The following is a 14,827-nucleotide window of genomic DNA, read 5'->3' as shown; positions in this document are numbered from 1 at the left end:
CGGCTCCACGCGGCCGGGTCGTCAGGACGACTGCGCCTTCGCCGGCTCGGAACCCGCCGCGACGACCTTGGCGCCGGCGGCCTTGGTGCTCCCCTTGCCCTGGGTGAGCGCCGCGCCGGCGAGGACGATCACCGCACCGACGGGGGTGTTCCAGCTGAGCCCCTCGCCGAGGAGCGCCACGCCCGCCGTGGTCGACACGACCGGGATGAAGTAGGTCGTCAGCGTCGCGGTGGTCGGACCGACCTCGGCCACGAGGGCGTACTGGAGCAGGAACGCCAGACCGGTGCCGAGTGCGCCGAGGGCGAAGACCGCGAGCAGCGGCACGGTGGGGAAGGCGGTGGGCAGGGGGCTGAGCAGCGGGGCGACCACGCCGAGCTGCACCGCGCCGAGGAGCAGCTGGCTGCCGGACATCGCCAGGTGGGAGTCGCCGGTGCCGGAGAGCGTGCGCCGGACGTAGATCCAGCCGACGGCGTAGCTGGCGGCGGCGATCAGCGCCAGGCCGGTGCCCTTCGGGTCCTGCCCCGAGAAGCCCTGCCACACGCCCAGGACGATCAGCACGCCGACGAACCCGAGACCGAGGCCGGCGAACCGGCGGCGGGTCGGCCGGTCCTCGGAGAGCGCCACCAGGGAGAGCACCATGCCCCACAGCGGGGTGGTGGCGTTGCAGATGCCGGCCAGGGTGGTCGAGATCGTCAGCTCGGCGTAGGCGAAAAGCGTGAAGGGAAGGGCGTTGCACAGGAACGCCGCGACCGTCAGGTGCCCCCAGGTCCGGGCGGAGCGCGGCAGTCGCTGCCGCGTGACCAGCAGGGCGGCCATGAGCACCAGCGCGCCGAAGAACATGCGGCCGAAGGAGACGTACGGCGGGGCGAAGCCGTCGGTGCCGAGCTTGATGAAGACGAAGCTGAAGCCCCAGATCAGGGAGAGGACCCCGAACCGTATCCGCCAGTCGATCCTGCGCGGGCCCTGCTCCTGCCCCTTCCCGGGGGCCGGAGATGCCGGAGAGGCGGTGGGGGCCGAGGTGGATGGGGAGGAGGGGCTGGCGGATGGCGTGGGTGTGGCGACGGTGCTCATGACACCCACGATGCGGGTCTGCGATGTCTTAGAACAAGCAAATAATTGTGGAACCATCGCGTAGCATCGCTTACATGTTGAACCTCGAGCGCCTGCGGACCCTCCACGCCGTCGCCCGCCATGGCTCCGTCAGCGGCGCGGCGGACGGGCTGCACGTGACGACCTCCGCGGTGTCGCAGCAGCTGGCCAAGCTGGAGCGCGAGACCGGCCAGCAGCTGCTGGCGAAGAACGGCCGCGGCGTCCGCCTCACCGACGCGGGCCGGCTGCTGGCGGAGCACGCGTCGCGCATCCTCTCGCAGGTGGAGCTGGCCCAGGCCGACCTGGAGGCCCAACGCGGCCGGGCCGTCGGCGAACTGCTCATGGGTGCCTTCCCGACGGCGGCGCGCGGCCTCTTCCCCGCCGCCCTCGCCGGCCTGCGCGTCGAGCACCCGCAGCTGCGGGCCCGGCTGGAGGAGATGGAACCGGACGAGGCGGTGCCGCGCGTGGTGCGCGGGGACATCGACGTGGCCGTCGTCCTCGACTGGTACAACAAGCCGCTGCCCGTGCCGGACGGCCTGGCCAAGGCGCCCGTGCTCGACGACCTGGCCGACGTGGCGGTACCCGCCGGCCATCCGCTCGCCGACCGGGACGAGGTGGTGCTGGAGGACTTCGCGGAGGACGAGTGGATCTCCTGGCCGCGGGGCGAGTTCTGCCACGACTGGCTGCTGTTCACCCTGCGCGGCAAGGGGGTCGAGCCCCGCATCTCGCACATGGCGGAGGAACACCACACCCAGCTCGCCCTGGTCGCGGCGGGACTCGGCATCGCGGTCGCGCCGCGCCTGGGGCGGGGACCGGTGCCGGAAGGGGTGCGCGTGGTGCCGGTGCGGCACACGATGCGCCGGCACGTGTTCGCCATCTGGCGGGCGGACGCGGACCGCAGGCCCTCGATCCGGGCGGCGGTCGACGCCCTGCGCGCGGCCGGGACGGCGCTCGGCGGCGGCTGAGCGCCGCCCGGCCAGGGCGTGGCGTGTGGGTCAGCCCGGATCAGGCCGCGCGTCTGCCGGGGGCACCTCCCGGCGGTGGCCGGGGGAGTCCCGGGCCGGGCGCTGCTTTGTGGACACCCCCTAGCCCTCCGGCCGCGGCCGCTCCGCCCGGGCGCCCGGCGGCAGCGCCAGTTTGCGGAAGTCCCAGGACACCACCGACTCCGGGACCAGCCGCAGCCAGGCGTGCCGGCCGTCGTGCGGCAAGTCGCCGGCGCCGAAGTACTTCGCCGCAAAGAGCCGCTCCGGGGCGGCGAGCTCAGGGCACGGCTCCCCGGTCCGCGGGACCTCGCCGACGAACGCCACCGCGCCCGACAGCTCGGCCCCGCGCAGCTCCCCGTACGCCAGGCCGTCGTCGACCACCACCGCCAGGCGCGGGTCGTGCCGCAGGTCGGCCCAGCGCCGGCTGCGCGTGAGGGAGTACAGCCACAGCGCCCGTCCGTCCCACGCGAACCACAGCGCGCTGACGTGCGGACGCCCGTCCCGGCCGGTCGTCGCCGCCCGGCAGGTGCGCTGCCCGGTGAGGAAGGCGTCCAGCTCGGCCGGTGACATCATCGCCCCGCGCCCCCGCCGCTGTGTGCCGGTCATGCCCGCACCCCCTGCCCGCCACGGCCCAGTCTTCTGACTGGCCATCAGAAATCATCGGCCTCTTCCCCGCGCCGCGCAATGCCCGTTACCCTCGCGCCCCGGCCCCACCGCGCCGATCGCGCACACGGTCCGTACGCACGCCCCGACGAGGAGCACCATGGCGCCGCCGCAGGAACAGCTCGCCGAGGGGCTCGACCCGGCGACCACCGTGCTGCTGACCGTCGAGTGCCAGCGCGGCGTCGTCGGCCCCGGCAGCGCCCTGCCCGAGCTGGCCGCCGCCGCCCGCGCCTCCGGGGCGCTGGCCAACGTCGCCCGGCTGGTCGCCGGGGCGCACGAGGCGGGCGTGCAGGTCGTCCATGCCGTCGCCGAACGCCGCCCCGACGGGCGGGGCGCCAGTCGCAACGCCCGTCTCTTCCGCCTCGCCGAACGACTGCCCGTGCAGCAGCTCACCGGCAGCCTGGCCGTACGCGTCGCCGACCCGATCCCGGTCGGCGACGGTGATCTGGTCGTACGCCGGCTGCACGGGCTGTCGCCGCTGGCGGGCACGGGCGTGGACGCCCTGCTGCGCAACATCGGCTGCCGCACCCTGGTCGTCACGGGCGTGTCGGCCAACGTCGCGGTCCCCAACGCCGTCTTCGACGCCGTCAACCTCGGCTATACCGCCGTGGTGCCCTCCGACGCCATCGCCGGGGTGCCCGCCGACTACACCGCGGCCGTCGTGCGCCACACCCTGGCGCTCGTCGCGAGCGTCACCACCACCGAAGCGCTGCTGCACGGCTGGCGACGGCGCCCGCGCTGAGCGCCCCGGTCCGGCCCCGGTCGCGCCCCGGCCCGGCGCGGCTCACTCCAGGGTGAGCGAGTCGCCCTTCACCGACACGCGCACCGGCGGCAGCGGCTTGGTCGCGGGACCGTTGCGCACGCTGCCGTCGGCGACGGAGAACTTGCTGCCGTGGCACGGGCAGTCGATGGTCCCTTCGGCCACCTTGTTCACCAGGCAACCCTGATGGGTGCACACCGCGGAGAACGCCTTGAACTCGCCCTTCGCCGGCTGCGTGACCACGACCTTCCGGTCGGCGAAGACCTTCCCACCGCCCTCCGGGATGTCGGACGTCCGGGCCAGGCCACCGCTCTCGCCCGCCCCGGGCGCTCCGCTCTTGTGGCCGTCGTCCGAGTCGCCGCAGGCGGCGAGCAGCACCGCGAGGCCGGAGGCTCCGGCCGCCGCGACGACGGTACGGCGTGTGGCTCCGGCCGGTACGGGTGACGAATGCGTCATGATCGCTCCTTCGCTGATCGAGGAGTCGGCTGGGTCGAGGAGGCATACGGCTCGCGCGCTCCCGGTGTTCAACGGCCGAGTAGCCTGTGACGATGCTCCCCGAAGTCACAGCCGTCCGCTATGTGACGCCCTTGCGCGAGGGCGGCTCACTGCCGGGCATCGTCGAGGCCGACGATCTCGGTACGTACGTCATGAAATTCACCGGCGCCGGCCAGGGCCGCAAGACGCTGGTCGCCGAGGTCGTCTGCGGGCAGCTGGGCCGCCGGCTCGGGCTGCGTGTCCCGGACCTGGCGCGGATCCAGCTCGACCCGGTCATCGGCCGCGGCGAGCCCGACCAGGAGGTGCAGGCGCTGCTCAAGGCCAGCGGCGGCCTCAACCTCGGCATGGACTTCCTGCCGGGAGCCCTCGGCTTCGATCCGCTCGCCTTCGAGACCGACGCGGCCGAGGCCGGGCGCGTGGTGTGGTTCGACGCCCTGATCAACAACGTCGACCGCTCGTGGCGCAACCCCAACCTGCTGGTGTGGCACGGACGGCTGTGGCTCATCGACCACGGCGCGACCATGATCTGGCACCACAACTGGCCGGGCGCCCGGACCTCGGCCGCCAAGCCGTACGACGCCTCCGACCACGTCCTGGCCTCCTTCGGCCCGGACGTCGCCGCGGCCGCGGCCGAACTCGCGCCCCTGGTCACCGAGGAGCTGCTGACGGAGGTCGCCGCCGACGTCCCCGACGAGTGGCTCGCCGGCGAACCGGGCTTCGACAGCCCCGACGCGCTGCGCCGCGCGTACGTCGAGGTGCTGCTCGAACGCGCCCGCACCATCGGCGACCGGATCACCATCGGCGAGCGCACCGCCGACCAACCCTCGCAGGCCCCGGAGTGGGTGCGGGTCAGGCTCGACGGAAAGGCCGCGAAGTGACGGGCCGGAACAACGGACGCGAAGTCTTCGAATACGCGCTGCTGCGCGTCGTCCCGCGCGTCGAGCGCGGTGAGCAGATCAACGCCGGCGTCGTCGTCTACTGTCAGGCGCGGTCCTTCGTCGCCGCCCGCATCCACCTGGACGAGGCGCGGCTGCTGGCGCTCGACCCGACGGCGGACGTGGTGGGCGTGCGCGCCGCGCTGCACGCCGTCGAGGGTGTGTGTGCCGGTGGCGAACGGGCGGGCCAGGCGGCCTGCGACGCGCCCGGTCAGCGGTTCCGCTGGCTGATCGCGCCGCGCAGCACGATCGTCCAGCCCGGGCCGGTGCACACGGGGCTGACCGCGGACCCCGAGGGCGAACCGGAACGCCTGCTCGACCTGCTGGTGAGGTGAGGGCGCGTCGCCGATGAGGCGAGAGGCGCCCCCAGGTGAGGCGGGCGTGCCCCCGGTGGCGTGAAGGACCCGTGGTCCTGGTGGGGATGACGTCCCCCTCCTGGGCCCGGCGGTCGGCCGGGCCCCGGGGCGGGGTGCGGCCGGGTGGCGCGCGGAGGGCGTTGACAGCCGGTGGCGGGGCTTCTAGCGTCTTGATCGACCGAAGCTACTAAGCGGTTGCTCATCCGCTGCTCAGGGCGGGAGAGCCGCCCTCCGAGGTGAGGAGAACCCGCATGTCCACCACCGAGCAGCGCGTAGCCCTGGTCACGGGCGCCGCCCGTGGTATCGGCGCGGCGACCGCGGTCCGGCTGGCCGCCGAGGGCCGGGCGGTGGCCGTTCTCGACCTCGACGAGGCGGCCTGCGCGGACACCGTGGAGAAGATCGAGGCGGCGGGGGGCAAGGCCCTCGCCGTCGGCTGCGACGTCTCCGACTCCGCCCAGGTGGACACCGCCGTCGCCCGCGTGGCCGCGGAGCTCGGCGCGCCGGTCATCCTCGTCAACAACGCGGGCGTGCTCCGCGACAACCTGCTGTTCAAGATGAGCGACAGCGACTGGGACACCGTCATGAACGTGCATCTGCGCGGCGCGTTCCTGATGTCGCGCGCCTGCCAGAAGCACATGGTGGACGCGGGCTTCGGCCGGATCGTCAACCTCTCCAGCAGCTCCGCGCTCGGCAACCGCGGCCAGGCCAACTACGCCGCCGCCAAGGCCGGCATGCAGGGCTTCACCAAGACCCTGGCCAAGGAGCTGGGCAAGTTCGGCGTCACCGCCAACTCCGTCGCCCCCGGCTTCATCGCCACCGACATGACCGCCGAGACCGCCGCCCGCGTGGGCATGAGCTTCGACGACTTCCAGACCGCGGCCGCGTCCCAGATCCCGGTGCAGCGCGTCGGCGACCCCGAGGACATCGCCAACGCCATCGCCTTCTTCACGGACGAGCGGGCCGGCTTCGTCTCCGGCCAGGTGCTGTACGTGGCCGGCGGACCGCTCGACTGACCGAAGGGTACGGACAGATGACCACCGAGGAACGGGAGCCGACGGGCAAGGTCGCGCTCGTCACGGGCGCCAGCCGGGGCATCGGATACGGCATCGCCGAGGCCCTCGTGGCCCGTGGCGACCGCGTCGTGATCACCGGCCGCAACGAGGACGCCCTCAAGGAAGCCGTCGAGAAGCTGGGCGCCGGGTGGGCGGTCGGCGTGCCGGGCAAGGCCCATGACGAGGCCCACCAGGCCCAGGCCGTGGAGCGGGCCATGGAGGCGTTCGGCCGCGTCGACTACCTGGTCAACAACGCCGGGACGAACCCGGTGTTCGGGCCCATCGCCGACGTCGACCTGGCCGTCGCCCGCAAGGTCTTCGAGACCAACGTCGTCTCGGCGCTCGGCTTCGCCCAGCAGACCTGGAAGGCGTGGCAGAAGGACAACGGCGGGGCGATCGTCAACATCGCCTCCATCGCCGGGGTCACCGCCTCGCCCTTCGTCGGCGTGTACGGCGTGAGCAAGGCCGCCATGGCCAACCTCACGCTCCAGCTCGCGCACGAGTTCGCGCCGGTCGCACGGGTCAACACCATCGCCCCGGCCGTGGTGAAGACCAAGTTCGCCGCCGCCCTCTACGAGGGGCGCGAGGAGGAGGCCGCGGCCTCCTACCCGCTCGGCCGGCTCGGCGTGCCGGAGGACATCGGCGGGGCGGCCGCGTTCCTGCTGTCGGACGCCGCCGGCTGGATCACGGGGCAGACGCTGGTGGTGGACGGGGGGCTGTTCCTCAACGCGGGCGTCTGAGCCGGGTGCGGGCCTGGGGGCGGCGTCCGGGGACGGGGCCCGAGGGCGGGCTCCCGGAACCGTTCCCGGCGTCCGGGGCGTCTGGTCCGGCTGCGCCCGTCGGCGGTCTCCGGCCTCCCGGCGGGCGTTGTCAGTGGTCGCCGGTAAGTTCTCCAGCGAGAACGGAACGAACCCCGGAGGTTGTCGACGTGACCGTCACCGACGTGCTGCCCGAGTCCTGGCACGCTGTCCTCGGCGAGGAGCTGGAGAAGCCCTACTTCAAGGAGCTGACCGACTTCGTGGAGGAGGAGCGGACGAAGGCGCCGGTGTACCCGCCGCGCGGGGAGGTCTTCGCCGCGCTGGAGGCGACCCCGTACGAGCGGGTGAAGGTCCTCATCCTCGGCCAGGACCCGTACCACGGCGCGGGGCAGGGGCACGGCCTGTGCTTCTCCGTGCGCCCCGGCGTCAAGACGCCGCCCTCCCTGCGGAACATCTACAAGGAGATGCGCGAGGAGCTCGGCTACGACGTCCCGGACAACGGCTATCTGATGCCGTGGGCCGAGCAGGGCGTCCTGCTGCTCAACGCGGTCCTCACGGTGCGGGGCGGCGAGCCCAACTCCCACAAGGGCAAGGGCTGGGAGAAGTTCACCGACGCGGTCATCCGTGCCGTCGCCTCCCGGCCCGACCCGGCCGTCTTCGTGCTCTGGGGCAACTACGCCCAGAAGAAGCTCTCCCTGATCGACGAGGAGCGCCACGTCGTCGTCAAGGGCGCGCACCCCTCTCCGCTGTCGGCGAAGCGGTTCTTCGGCAGCCGTCCCTTCACGCAGATCAACGAGGCGGTGGCCGCCCAGGGCCACGAGCCCATCGACTGGCGCGTCCCGGACCTGGAGGTCTGACGGCCTCCGGCACGGTCCGGCCCGGGCCGTGACGACGGGGCCGGACCGTGGCGTGGCCGGACCAGTGGCCGGGCCGGTTCGCGGGCCGGACGTGTCGTGCTGCTTCGCCGCGGTGCGCGGGGGCTCGGGCCGCCGGTCCGAGGGGGATGAGGCGACCGGCGGTGTGGGGGATGCGACCCAGGGGCCTTCCCGCGGACCGGACCACAGCAGCCGGCCCGGAAGGGGTGTGAAGGCCGTGAGGGGTCAGTTGCCGTACACCTGGTGGCAGATGCGCGACGCGTCGCCTCCAGGCTGCCACTTCCCGTAGGTGTCGCCCATGGCGCAGACGCCCTTCCCCTGACGGCCGCGCGGGACCGGTGCCGGGGCCGGAGGGGCTTCCCGTGGCTCGGGGGCCGGCCGGGGCTCGGAGTGCCGGTGCTCCGGCGGGGGCGGCGCCTCGTGCCGCGGGGCAGGGGCGGCGGGGGCCGCCTCCCGGACCGGGCCGTCGGAGGCCGGGGCGGATACCGCTGGGGGAGCGGCGGGACGGGGCGAGCCCGGCGCGTGGTGGCCGGGGTGCGAACGGTCCGGGGAGCCGGGGAAGCCGGGCGGTCCGGCTGGGTTCCCGCCGTTCCGCGCAGAGCCCCCGGCGGCCCAGGCGCCCCACGGATCCCAGGACGGATCCACCAGCGGGCGGCCGTCCGGGTCCCGCGTCAGCGACAGGGCCGGCCCGGACGCATCGGGCGGGCGGCTGTCGTCCGGACCGTCCCCGACCCTGGCCAGGGACTCCCGGGCAGGATTCTGCCGCGCCCGCGGATCGGCCGCGCTGGACCGCGGGGGCGGCCCGGACGGGCCGGTGGACGGGGAGACGGAGACGCAGCCGACCGCGGCCGTCATCGCGACCGCCACCAGGGCCGCAGCTGTGGGAAATCGATGCACTCGCCCAACCCTGCTCACCCACGGGCCGCTTGAGAATTCCCCGCGCGAGTGATGTGGGTTCGCGCCGCCCTCCCGCGCGCCGCCCCACGCCGCAGTCGCTCCCCGGAAGGGCCGCCGCGCCCCCGTCCCCTCAGGCGCCTGGGCCCAGCATGCCGCGCAGCAGTTCGGTGAAGCCCGTACGCAACTGCGCACGGCTCGGCGTCTCGGCGTGGTACGACCCGGCGGCGCACGAGAACATCAGCCCCTCGCACCACGCGACCAGGGACAGCGCGTGCCGCTGCGGATCGGTCGAGCCCCCGGCGGTCATGAGGGCGACCAGGGGTTCACGGAAGGCCCTGCCCTCCTCGTCGTAGATCTTCCTCAGCTCCGGCCGCCGGGTCGCCTCCAGTGCCAACTCGTAGCGGGCGAGCAGCAGTTCGCGGTGCCCGGTGAGGGAGCGGTGCAGGACGATCGCCAGCGCCTCGGCCAGCGCGTCGAACCCGCCCGCCGGGTCGGGCATCTCGTCCGGCGTCAGCACCCGTGCCTCGCGCGCCGCGTGCCGCCGCACCGCCAGTTCCAGCAGCGCCGCGCGCGTCCGGGCGTGGTTCGAGGTCGATCCGGGCGGCAGGCCCGCGGCCTCGTCCACGGCGCGGTGGGTGAGACCCCGCATGCCGCGCTCGGCGAGCAGCGCGATGGCGGAGTCGGCGATCAGTTCGAGGCGGGAGGCGCGCGAGGCGCCGGAGGGGCCCGAGGCGTTGGCGGTGCTGCCGGGATGCTCAGCGGTCATGGCCCCAACCTAGCGCGTTCACTACATCCGTAGTAGCTTGGCGATTACTACAGATGTAGTGACGTCGAGGTGTGGCGTGACGAGGAGGAGTCATGGAGCAACCCCGTGCCGTGGTCGTCGGTGCCGGAATCGGTGGGCTCACCGCGGCGGTGGCCCTGCACCGCAGGGGCTGGCGGACCGTCGTGCTGGAGCGCGCCGCCTCCCTGGAACCCGTCGGAGCGGGCATCTCCCTCGCCCCCAACTCCCAGCGCGCCCTCGACGTCATAGGTCTCGGCGACGAGGTCCGCGCCCTGGCCGCCTGGCAGGGAGACGGCGGACTGCGCTCGCCCAGCGGCCGCTGGCTCTCCCGGACGGACAGCGCCGCCGCGGCCCGGCGCTTCGGCGGCCCGCTGGTCCTGCTGCACCGCGCCACCCTCGCCGGCCTGCTCGCCGGCGCCCTGCCGGACGGAACCGTCCGCACGGGCCGGCCCGCCACCCTGGCCGACCCCGGCGGACCCGACCGCCCGGCCAGGGTCACCACCCCCGACGGCGACCTCGAAGCCGACCTCGTCGTCGGCGCCGACGGCATCAACTCCCCGGCCCGCCGCATGCTCTTCCCCGCCCACCCCGGTCCCGTCCACACCGGCTTCACCACCTGGCGCGTCGTCACCCCCGCCCCCGAACGGCCCTTCGCGCCGCACGAGACCTGGGGCACGGCGGGACTCTGGGGCACCCACCCCCTGAAGGACGGCCGGGTCTACGCCTACGCCTCGGCCGCGGCCCCCGCCGGCAGCCGCGCGCACGACGACGAGAGGGCCGAACTGCTCCGCCGGTTCGGCACCTGGCACCACCCGGTCCCCGACGTCCTCGCGGCGGCCGACCCCGCGGGCATCCTCCGCAACGACGTCCACTTCATGGCCGAGCCGCTGCCGGCCTTCCACCGCGGGCGCACCGCCCTCCTCGGCGACGCCGCCCACGCCATGCCGCCCAACCTCGGCCAGGGCGGAAACCAGGCCGTCGAGGACGCGGTCGTCCTAGCCCACCACGCCGCCCCGGTCCCCGGCGGCGTCCCGGCCGCACTCGCCGCCTACACCCACGACCGTCTGCCCCGGACCGCGGAGGTCGTGCGCCGCTCGGCCCGGACGGCCCGCATGGCCCTGTTGTCGGGCGCCCCGGCCGTGGCCCTGCGCGACACCGCGATCGCCACCGTCAGCCGTCTCGCCCCCGGTCTCCTGCTGCGCGGCTTCGACGGCATCGCCGACTGGCGGCCGCCCGTACGCACGTATGCTGCATAGCCGGAACGGGTGAGTGGACGCACCCCCACGGACCAGGGAGGCCCAGTGAAGGTCGGCTGCATCGGACTCGGCGACATCGCCCAGAAGGCGTACTTGCCCGTACTCGCCGCCCAGCCCGGCGTGGAGCCGCACCTGCAGACCCGCACCCCGGCCACCCTGCACCGCGTCGCCGACACCCACCGCGTACCGGACGCCCACCGCCACACCGACCTCGACTCCCTGCTGGCGGCCGGCATCGACGCAGCCTTCGTCCACGCGCCCACGGTCACCCACCCGGAGATCGTCACGCGCCTGATCGAAGCGGGTATCCCGACGTACGTCGACAAGCCGCTCGCCTACGACCTCGGCGAGAGCGAGCGGCTCGTCCGCCTGGCCCAGGACCGGCGGGTCTCCCTCATGGTCGGCTTCAACCGCCGGTACGCGCCGGGGTACGCCCAGTGCCTCGACCACCCGCGCGACCTGATCCTCATGCAGAAGAACCGCGTGGGCCTCCCCGAGGACCCGCGCTCGCTCGTCTTCGACGACTTCATCCACGTCGTCGACACCCTGCGCTTCCTCGCCCCCGGCCCGGTCGACCACGTGGACGTCCGGGCGAGGGTCCGCGACGGACTCGCCCACCACGTGGTGCTCCACCTCTCCGGCGACGGCTTCACGGCCATAGGCACGATGAACCGCATGAGCGGCTCCACCGAGGAGATCCTGGACGTCTCGGGCCGGGACACCAAGCGCCAGGTCCTCAACCTCGCCGAGGTCGTCGACCACAAGGGCCAGCCGACCGTCCGCCGCCGGGGCGACTGGGTGCCGGTGGCCCGCCAGCGCGGCATCGAGCAGATCACGCAGACGTTCCTCGACGCGGTGCGGGCGGGCAGGACGCTGGACGCCGAGGACGCGCTGAGGACGCACGAGCTGTGCGAGCGCGTGGTCGGCCGCATCAGCGAACAGGCTTCCTGACCTCTCGGCGGCGTGCGGCGCGCAGCCGGGAGAGCCGTACGCCCTCCGCGGCGCAGAACACGATCAGGATCCCCACCGACCCGTACACGGTCCAGTCTCCGTAACGGACGTAGGGGCTGGTGCCCCGCGCCAGCGGCACGTCGTGAACGGCGAACGCGCTGCGGTCGGTGCCCAGCCACTCGCCCACCATGCGGCCGCGCGGACCGGCGACCGCGCTGACGCCGGTGAGCGTGGCGTGGACCACGGGCCGCCACGTCTCGGCGGCCCGCAGCGCGGCGAGCGACGCGTGCTGCTGCGGCGCCCAGCTGTGCTGGAAGGTCGATGTCGCCGACTGGGCGACGAGCACCTGTGCCCCGTCCCGCGCCAGTTGACGGCTTATGTCCGGGAAGGCCGACTCGAAGCACACCAGCGGACCGACGCGCAGCCCGTCGCCTCCCGGCAGCCGCATCACCACGGGGCCGGTCCCGCGCCTGCGGTCCTCGGTCGCCGCCTTGCCGACGGACGTGGCCCAGCCCAGGAGCGAACGGGCCGGGACGTACTCGCCGAACGGCACCAGCCGCATCTTGTCGTACCGGTCACCGGTCGGCCCCTGCGGACCGACGAGCACCGAGCTCTTGAAGATGCCGGGCCGGTCCGAGCGCCGCGCATCCACGTTGACCAGCAGATCGGCGCCGACCGCGCGCGACAGTGCGGCCAGCCGGTCCCGCAAGTCCGGACGGTCGCCCAGGTCTTCCCCAACGCTGCTCTCTCCCCAGACGACCAGGTCCACCCCCCGGCCCGCCAGCTGCCGGGTGAGCTGCTCCTCACGGTCGAAGCGCCGGGCCGGCCCCTCGATCACGCCCGGCTGGACGACCGCGATCCGCACCGACCCGGCGGGCCTGGGCACCGGTGCCCAGGCCCACACCCCCGCCACGACCGCCGAGCAGGCGGCGACGCCGGCCACCGCTGCCATCCTGGCGCGCGGAGCTGAGACAAGCGCGGCCAGAGCGGTGTTGAGAGCGACCAGGAGGAAGCCGACCAGCCAGACTCCCCCCACCGACGCCACCCGCAGAGCCGCGGGCACCTGCCACTGGCTGGCGCCGAGGAGGCCCCACGGTCCGCCCAAGTACTCCCAGGAGCGCACGAGTTCGGCCAGCAGCCAGCCGGCCGGCAGTACGACTAGTGCGGCCGCCACACGCCCGGGCCCCGGCGTCCCGCCCAGCAGCCGGCGTGTCAGCACCCCCCACGGCACCCACAACGACCCCAGCAGCCCGGCGAGTACGAGGATGAAGACGTGCAGGCTCGGCAGCAGCCAGTGGTGCACCGCCAGGAGGAAGCCCGCTCCGCCCAGCCACCCGTCGAGGGCGGCACGGCGCGCGGTCGTGGCCGAACGCAGCAGGAGCAACCAGGGAACCAGCGCCACGCCCGCCAGCCACCACAAGGAGGGCTCGGGGAAGGCCAGGGCGGGCAGCGCGCCCACGACGACGGCGGCGATCCCGCGCCACCAGGGGGAGGTGAGGAGACGCTCCCGCCGCTCCGCCGTCACCACCATGTCATCCTCCCTTGTTCCGGCAGGTCACCAGTGTGCGACAGCAGGGCCGGTGGATGCAGGGCCGCCCCCCGTGCGACACGCAGTGACACGGGATGGGGGGCGTGAACGACATATGCCTGACGCCCCGAACGATCGACTGCACCGCGTGCAGGGTCGACATCCGGCCATCTGCCGCGCGGCCGAATATCGGCTCGTGGAGAGGCCAAAACCCCGACAACAGTGCGCAATTTCAAGTCTTTCTGGTCATTGAGTAAAGCAAGAATGACTTGTTTCGATCTAAAGTAAACGGAAGTGGTCGCATCCTGGAGTGTCAGGACGGCCCGCGTCGGTAGGCGGCGTGGGTTATCGCAGATTCCGCCTGGGCAGGTACCGGGCAAAACTGGACAGGAACGCTGCTCGTTGGTCGTTGGGGGACGACGTGACACGTAAGCGTGATCGAATGGTGGTCTCGGCTCCAGGGGTCGACCCTTGCCATGCCGGATCCTCCTGTCTGTCCAATCGTCGAGAGTCGATGTCCCGGAGGGGAACCATGGACAATCTTGTTGCTGATGTGGCCGCTGCTTCTGCTGCGACCCGCGATGAGACCCAGGTGCCTTCGTACTACACGCGTAAGACCGCCGACATCCTGCACAAGTACGGGCCCGGCCCCCGGGTGCACTTCCACGTCGGCCTGTTCGACCCCGGCTCCACTCCCAACACCACGGTCTCCCAGCAGACGCTCAGGCGTCGCCTCCGGGAGTCCCAGGAAGCCGCCCTCGACCACGCGGCCCGCTCCTGGGGCGTCCCCGAGGACCCGCCGGCCCAGCTCTTCGACATCGGATGCGGCCTCGGCGGCGGATCCATCTACTGGGCGCAGGAGTACGGTTGCTCGGTCACCGCGATGACGGTGACCGCCAAGCACGTCCCCGTCGTCGCCGACCTGGTCCGGCAGGCGGGCGTCGAGGACCTGGTCACCCCGGTCCTCGGCGACATCCACGACCTGCGCGAGCAGCAGGCCTACGACGCGGCGGTGGCGATCGAGAGTTCCGGCTACATGGACCGCGAGCGGCTCTTCAACGTGGTGGCGAACGCCCTCAAGCCAGGCGGCTGGTTCGGCCTCCAGGAGCACTTCCTCTGCCGTCCCGAATGGACCTCGTTCATCGACGGCTACTACAAGACCCGGCTGGGCACGCTGGCCGAGTACATCACGGCGGCGCACCGGTTCGGCTTCACGCTGGAACAGGACGAGGACGTCACCGATCGCGTGGCGGAGTTCTGGGTGCAGTCCATGGCCTGGACGACGGCCGAGCTGGACCGCGTGGAACGCGCAGGCGCCGCCTCCCCGATCTCCGCCGAACGACTGCTGGAGTCGGCACTCACGCACAGCAAGCTCTTCCGGGTGTGGCGCGATCACGCGGTGGAGACCCGGATGCTGCTGTTCCGGCTCAAGGGGGGGAACTGAG

General features: G+C 73.3%; 15 protein-coding genes. 10 read left to right on the top strand and 5 right to left on the bottom strand.

The genetic code is table 11. From position 1 onward, the window contains the following. Positions 1 to 21: 21 nt before the first annotated feature. Positions 22 to 1,071: a DMT family transporter gene (locus CYQ11_RS04140; RefSeq protein ID WP_099198593.1), complete on the bottom strand. Its 1,050-nt coding sequence runs from the start codon at positions 1,069 to 1,071 to the stop codon at positions 22 to 24. Positions 1,072 to 1,145: 74 nt separating this feature from the next. Here CYQ11_RS04140 and CYQ11_RS04135 point away from each other — a divergent pair, with 74 nt between their 5' ends. Beyond that, the gene (locus tag CYQ11_RS04135) at positions 1,146 to 2,054 is read left to right on the top strand and encodes a LysR family transcriptional regulator (protein ID WP_099198592.1); all 909 of its coding nucleotides are present in this window, start codon (positions 1,146 to 1,148) and stop codon (positions 2,052 to 2,054) included. A 120-nt stretch (positions 2,055 to 2,174) separates the two neighbouring features. On the opposite strand, the gene CYQ11_RS04130 is transcribed toward CYQ11_RS04135, so the two are convergent. Further along, positions 2,175 to 2,678 carry a pyridoxamine 5'-phosphate oxidase family protein gene (locus CYQ11_RS04130; RefSeq protein WP_099198591.1) on the bottom strand — a complete coding sequence of 168 codons (504 nt, stop codon included), beginning with the start codon at positions 2,676 to 2,678 and terminating at the stop codon, positions 2,175 to 2,177. 157 nt (positions 2,679 to 2,835) lie between these two features. Between CYQ11_RS04130 and CYQ11_RS04125 the strand changes: the two genes are divergently transcribed. Further along, positions 2,836 to 3,477, top strand: a complete 642-nt coding sequence (locus tag CYQ11_RS04125) for a cysteine hydrolase family protein (protein ID WP_099198590.1) — start codon at positions 2,836 to 2,838, stop codon at positions 3,475 to 3,477. A 42-nt stretch (positions 3,478 to 3,519) separates the two neighbouring features. On the opposite strand, the gene CYQ11_RS04120 is transcribed toward CYQ11_RS04125, so the two are convergent. Next, entirely contained in the window at positions 3,520 to 3,951 is a 432-nt protein-coding gene (locus tag CYQ11_RS04120) for a Rieske (2Fe-2S) protein (RefSeq protein WP_099198589.1), read from the bottom strand. A gap of 92 nt (positions 3,952 to 4,043) precedes the next feature. Between CYQ11_RS04120 and CYQ11_RS04115 the strand changes: the two genes are divergently transcribed. From CYQ11_RS04115 to CYQ11_RS04095, 5 genes are all read left to right on the top strand, one after another. Beyond that, positions 4,044 to 4,868, top strand: coding sequence for a HipA family kinase (locus CYQ11_RS04115; RefSeq protein WP_099198617.1), 825 nt, complete (start codon positions 4,044 to 4,046; stop codon positions 4,866 to 4,868). Beyond that, positions 4,865 to 5,260 carry a DUF3037 domain-containing protein gene (locus tag CYQ11_RS04110; protein WP_099198588.1) on the top strand — a complete coding sequence of 132 codons (396 nt, stop codon included), beginning with the start codon at positions 4,865 to 4,867 and terminating at the stop codon, positions 5,258 to 5,260. The genes CYQ11_RS04115 and CYQ11_RS04110 overlap by 4 nt, the downstream gene beginning before the upstream one ends. Positions 5,261 to 5,532: 272 nt before the next feature. Continuing rightward, positions 5,533 to 6,294, top strand: a complete 762-nt coding sequence (fabG, locus tag CYQ11_RS04105; RefSeq protein WP_099198587.1) for a 3-oxoacyl-ACP reductase FabG — start codon at positions 5,533 to 5,535, stop codon at positions 6,292 to 6,294. Between the two features lie 17 nt (positions 6,295 to 6,311). Then, complete coding sequence (locus CYQ11_RS04100; RefSeq protein WP_099198586.1) at positions 6,312 to 7,073, top strand: SDR family oxidoreductase; 762 nt, start codon at positions 6,312 to 6,314, stop codon at positions 7,071 to 7,073. Positions 7,074 to 7,261: 188 nt separating this feature from the next. Then, positions 7,262 to 7,948, top strand: coding sequence for a uracil-DNA glycosylase (locus CYQ11_RS04095; protein WP_099198585.1), 687 nt, complete (start codon positions 7,262 to 7,264; stop codon positions 7,946 to 7,948). A 1,045-nt stretch (positions 7,949 to 8,993) separates the two neighbouring features. On the opposite strand, the gene CYQ11_RS04090 is transcribed toward CYQ11_RS04095, so the two are convergent. After that, positions 8,994 to 9,629 carry a TetR/AcrR family transcriptional regulator gene (locus tag CYQ11_RS04090; protein ID WP_099198583.1) on the bottom strand — a complete coding sequence of 212 codons (636 nt, stop codon included), beginning with the start codon at positions 9,627 to 9,629 and terminating at the stop codon, positions 8,994 to 8,996. Positions 9,630 to 9,721: 92 nt separating this feature from the next. Here CYQ11_RS04090 and CYQ11_RS04085 point away from each other — a divergent pair, with 92 nt between their 5' ends. Then, positions 9,722 to 10,903 (top strand): FAD-dependent monooxygenase, encoded by a 1,182-nt coding sequence (locus CYQ11_RS04085; RefSeq protein ID WP_099198582.1) that lies wholly within the window; start codon positions 9,722 to 9,724, stop codon positions 10,901 to 10,903. A gap of 45 nt (positions 10,904 to 10,948) precedes the next feature. Beyond that, positions 10,949 to 11,854, top strand: coding sequence for a Gfo/Idh/MocA family protein (locus CYQ11_RS04080; protein WP_181143572.1), 906 nt, complete (start codon positions 10,949 to 10,951; stop codon positions 11,852 to 11,854). Here the strand turns inward: CYQ11_RS04080 and lnt are convergent. Next, positions 11,835 to 13,385 (bottom strand): apolipoprotein N-acyltransferase, encoded by a 1,551-nt coding sequence (gene lnt, locus CYQ11_RS04075; RefSeq protein ID WP_181143571.1) that lies wholly within the window; start codon positions 13,383 to 13,385, stop codon positions 11,835 to 11,837. The genes CYQ11_RS04080 and lnt overlap by 20 nt on opposite strands. Before the next feature lie 529 nt (positions 13,386 to 13,914). On the opposite strand from lnt, the gene CYQ11_RS04070 reads away from it, so the two are divergent. Next, positions 13,915 to 14,826 carry an SAM-dependent methyltransferase gene (locus CYQ11_RS04070; protein WP_099198580.1) on the top strand — a complete coding sequence of 304 codons (912 nt, stop codon included), beginning with the start codon at positions 13,915 to 13,917 and terminating at the stop codon, positions 14,824 to 14,826. Position 14,827 lies beyond the last annotated feature (1 nt).

The sequence above is a fragment of the Streptomyces cinnamoneus genome (assembly GCF_002939475.1).
In the GTDB taxonomy this organism is placed as follows: domain Bacteria; phylum Actinomycetota; class Actinomycetes; order Streptomycetales; family Streptomycetaceae; genus Streptomyces; species Streptomyces cinnamoneus_A.
Note: the sequence above shows the minus strand (reverse complement) of the source record. Positions and strands in the feature narration are given on the sequence as shown.

Coding starts and splice junctions, on each gene's coding strand:
- CYQ11_RS04140 (WP_099198593.1), bottom strand. CDS start 1,071: ATGAGCACCGTCGCCACACCCACGCCATCCGCCAGCCCCTCCTCCCCA.
- fabG (WP_099198587.1), top strand. CDS start 5,533: ATGTCCACCACCGAGCAGCGCGTAGCCCTGGTCACGGGCGCCGCCCGT.
- CYQ11_RS04135 (WP_099198592.1), top strand. CDS start 1,146: ATGTTGAACCTCGAGCGCCTGCGGACCCTCCACGCCGTCGCCCGCCAT.
- CYQ11_RS04070 (WP_099198580.1), top strand. CDS start 13,915: ATGGACAATCTTGTTGCTGATGTGGCCGCTGCTTCTGCTGCGACCCGC.
- CYQ11_RS04125 (WP_099198590.1), top strand. CDS start 2,836: ATGGCGCCGCCGCAGGAACAGCTCGCCGAGGGGCTCGACCCGGCGACC.
- lnt (WP_181143571.1), bottom strand. CDS start 13,385: ATGGTGGTGACGGCGGAGCGGCGGGAGCGTCTCCTCACCTCCCCCTGG.
- CYQ11_RS04085 (WP_099198582.1), top strand. CDS start 9,722: ATGGAGCAACCCCGTGCCGTGGTCGTCGGTGCCGGAATCGGTGGGCTC.
- CYQ11_RS04100 (WP_099198586.1), top strand. CDS start 6,312: ATGACCACCGAGGAACGGGAGCCGACGGGCAAGGTCGCGCTCGTCACG.
- CYQ11_RS04115 (WP_099198617.1), top strand. CDS start 4,044: ATGCTCCCCGAAGTCACAGCCGTCCGCTATGTGACGCCCTTGCGCGAG.
- CYQ11_RS04130 (WP_099198591.1), bottom strand. CDS start 2,678: ATGACCGGCACACAGCGGCGGGGGCGCGGGGCGATGATGTCACCGGCC.
- CYQ11_RS04120 (WP_099198589.1), bottom strand. CDS start 3,951: ATGACGCATTCGTCACCCGTACCGGCCGGAGCCACACGCCGTACCGTC.
- CYQ11_RS04090 (WP_099198583.1), bottom strand. CDS start 9,629: ATGACCGCTGAGCATCCCGGCAGCACCGCCAACGCCTCGGGCCCCTCC.